This window comes from Streptomyces morookaense, from assembly GCF_013030945.1.
Lineage (GTDB): Bacteria > Actinomycetota > Actinomycetes > Streptomycetales > Streptomycetaceae > Streptomyces > Streptomyces morookaensis.
In genome coordinates this window covers 1-3,399 of record NZ_JABBXF010000112.1, presented here as the reverse complement: position 1 = coordinate 3,399, position 3,399 = coordinate 1, and the positions used below count along the sequence as shown (strand labels likewise).

At 74.7% G+C, this 3,399-nt stretch carries 3 protein-coding genes and 1 pseudogene; all 4 read right to left on the bottom strand.

Features of this window, described 5'->3' with window-relative positions; all coding sequences use genetic code 11:
* Window positions 1-269, bottom strand: a pseudogene (locus HG542_RS31975) (hypothetical protein); the annotation flags it as partial.
* Complete coding sequence (locus HG542_RS31970) at window positions 269-973, bottom strand: RNA polymerase sigma factor (protein WP_229922537.1); 705 nt, start codon at window positions 971-973, stop codon at window positions 269-271. The gene HG542_RS31970 and the pseudogene HG542_RS31975, both read right to left, overlap by 1 nt.
* A 16-nt stretch (window positions 974-989) precedes the next feature.
* On the bottom strand, window positions 990-1,934 hold the full coding sequence (locus HG542_RS35715) for a DUF4328 domain-containing protein (protein ID WP_268256416.1): 945 nt from the start codon (window positions 1,932-1,934) through the stop codon (window positions 990-992).
* Window positions 1,935-2,276: 342 nt separating this feature from the next.
* A partial coding sequence (locus tag HG542_RS31960; protein WP_368857192.1) for a glycosyltransferase occupies window positions 2,277-3,399 on the bottom strand: 1,123 nt, incomplete at its 5' end.

The following is a 3,399-nucleotide window of genomic DNA, read 5'->3' as shown; positions in this document are numbered from 1 at the left end:
ACGGGGGCGGCGGATCCGGCGGCCGCGTCCCGTTCGGCGGCGCGGGCCGTCCGGAAGGCGGCGAGGGCCGCCTCCTCCCCGGGCAGGGGCGCGTCGTCCGCGGGGGCCGGGACCCGGAGCGCGCCGAGGGCGGCGTCCAGCCGCGCGGCACCGTCCCGGGCACGGTCGTCCGCCGTGTCCCCGGCCAGGGTGCCGGCGAGGGCCTCGCCGCGCAGCAGCCGCTCCACGGCGTCGTCATCCAGCCAGTCGTACCGGCGATCGTCGGCCATCACATGTCCTTCTGCGTCCGCGCGCGCAATTGCGTCACACCGGCAGAAGCACTGCTTCCGGTGTTTCCGCTCCCGGGCGACCCGTTCGCCTGCCGCTGTCCGGGGACTGCGTCGGCCCCTGCCTCCTGTTGTCCCCCGCCCGCCGTCACCAGCTCGGCCAGCTTGCGCAGGCCGCGGTGCGCGGCGGTGCGCACCGCGCCGGGGCGCTTGCCCAGCACCCCGGCGGCGCTCTTGGCGTCGAGGCCGGCGACCACGCGCAGCACGACCGCCTCGGCCTGGTCCTGCGGCAGCTGGGCGATGAGGGCGAGGGTGTGTCCGGTGCCGAGGGCCTCCAGGGCCTCCCCGGCGGTGTCCGCGTCGCCCGCGCGGCCGGCGAGTTCGGTCTCGTCGCCGCCGATCGCGGGGCGGCGGCCGCGCATCCGTATGTGGTCGAGGGCGCGGTTGCGGGCGATGGTGGCCGCCCAGCCGCGGAACCGGTCGGCGTCGCCGCTGAACCGTCCCAGGTCGCGGGCTATCTGCAGCCACGCCTCCGAGGCGACGTCCTCCGCGTCCGCCTCGCCGACCAGCGTGCGGACGTAACCGAGCAGTCGGGGCTGGACGGAGCGGTACACCGTACGGAATGCCGTCTCGTCGCCGCCCTGTGCCGCGTGCACCGCGGTGGTCAGCTCGGTGTCGTCCCCCTGCACCCTCTCATCCTGCACCACGAGCGGATTCCGCTGTTCAGCAGCCCGCCGGACCATTGCCGAAAGGATTCTGCGGCGGTCCGGGAGGCACGGGGGGCACGGGCGGATGGGCGGGCGCGCCATAGGGCGCGGGGGCGGCCGGCATCCCGGGCCACGCGGGGGCGCCCATGGCCACGGGCGGCGCGAACTGCTGGGCGAACTGCGGCGCGAACTGCGGCCCCAGCGCGGCCCGCTGCTCCTGCATGCGCGACAACTGCCGCACGACGAGCAGGGCGAGCAGAGCGGCGACGGCGAGCAGCAGCATCGACAGTCCTTGGACCGCGAGGGCGGACTTCAGCGACCCGGCGTCGCTGCGCCAGTCGTCGAGGCTGTAGTGACCGCCCCTGGTCGCGGTCTTCATCCGCGCCGCGGCGACGGCCTCCATCGTGCTGCCGATCGAGCTGATGACGTTCGCCGTGATCCACAGCACCCACCAGGAGTTGAGCAGTCCCTTGGGGGCGGCCTGCGGTCCCGCCGGGGAACTGGCCCGGTAGATGTCGTTCGCCATCTGCTTCGGGAACCAGAGGTTGACGACGGGCGTGAACCACGAGCCGACCGCCCAGCCGCTGCCGAACCGGTGCGTACCGGGCGCGAAGACCTCGGCGTTGAGGCGCGCCCTGCGGAACCAGACGACCCAGAGCACGCCCGCCGCGAGGAACGCCAGTATGTGGAGCAGCGACAGCACCGAGGCGGCGTTGTCGGCATCGTCGGCCTTGCGTGCCGTGGCGTCGGTGAGGCCGTTGCTCAGCATGGCGTCGAGCGCGGCGCGTTCGTTGCCGGCCGCGACGACGAGGAGCAGCAGCAGGAGCATGTTCAGCACCAGCAGCACCGTCAGCGCGATACGCACGCCCCGTCGCAGGTCGATGCCGCCGGCCGGGGCGGCCATCGGCGCCGCCGGGTACGGGTACGGATACGCGGGGGCCGGCGCGGGCGGCAGCCCCACGGCCCCGCACGCCGCACAACGGCCGTCCGGCCCCACGGCGACGGCGCGGCAGCGACCGCACGGAAACATCTTGCTGACCCCCCGGGTACCGGCACGCGAAACAGGTGCGCCGAACGGCGCGGACCCGCACGTTACGGGCATAGACATGCCCACGTCCAGAAACGCTGTCGCACGGGCGAGCGAGGGTGTGACGAATTTTCCGTCTACGGCGCTGTAGTTAATGCGTGCCCTGCCAGGGTTCGCAACGGGCGGACGGCCGGGGCCACTCCTGTGGGGGGTGGCGGCCCCGGCCGTCCTCCGTCCGCAGGTGCCGCAGTGCCGCAGGACCGCGCTGCCGGACCGTCAGGCGTCCGCCTCCGCGGCCGCCGCGTCCTTCACACTCACCGTCAGGTCGTTCGTCACCGTGAAGTACGGCCGCAGCAGCGCGTCCCCGTGCACCGCCGCCGGGAACGTGTCGACGCCCTTGCGGTCCGCGAAGTCGCCCGCGATCCGGCCGACCCGCACCACCGCAGCGCCCTTCGCCGGGCGCACCCACAGGTCCCACAGGTCCTGCTCCGGGTCGCGCCGGGTGCTCATCGGTGCGCAGGGCAGGCGGCCGGTGCCGTTCTCCAGAGGCGCCCGGACGTCCCCCACCGAGCCGTCGGCGCCGCGCAGCCGGGCGACGAGTTCGGCGCCCTCGCCGAAGGAGGTGCCCAGAACCTCCAGCGAGACCGTGATGCCCTCGCCGTCCACGCGGACCTCCGTCGCCTCGGCGTGCTCGGGGCGCAGCCAGGTGCGCAGGGCGAGGTAGCCGTCGCTGGTCTCGTACGGCACCCAGGCGGTGACGCCCTGCGGGCCGTGGCCGAGCGGGAGTCCGAGCAGGGCCTTCTGCTCGACGAGCGAAGCGGCCAGCCGGCGGCGGCTCTTGTCGCGGGAGCGCTCGGTGTAGGTGTCCCAGCGCCCCTCGGACAGGGTGTGCGCCCCGCGCTCGAGCCGGGCCTCGACCCAGCCGTCCGCGCCGTTGCGCTGCTCGGGCAGGGCGACGCGCACCGCTTCCTTGCCCTTGCTGCCGCGGTGACGCAGCAGCAGATGCGTGTCGGCGGCGGTGAGCTGGTCCGCGCGCAGCCGGACGACGAGGGAGCCGTCGGCGCCGACCGCGCAGCGGGCCTCGGGATGGGCGGTCTCGGTCTTCTTCTGCACAGGCGCTGTCTTCTGCTTGAACAGGCCGCGCAGCAGCCCGCCCTTCCTGGCGGGGGCGGCGGGGGCGGTGCTGCCGGGGCGCAGTTCCTCGAAGAGCTCCTCGTAGCGGTGGGCGACGGCGGCGGGCTCGTAGCGGCGGGCGGCCTCCCGGGCGGCTGCGCCCAGCCGGCGGCGCAGGGCGGCATCACCGGTGAGTTTCAGCAGGGCGTCGGCGTAGGCGTCGACGGCATCGGAGTCGTCGAGCGGGACGAGGATGCCGTCGGTGCCGTCGGCGATGATCTCGCGC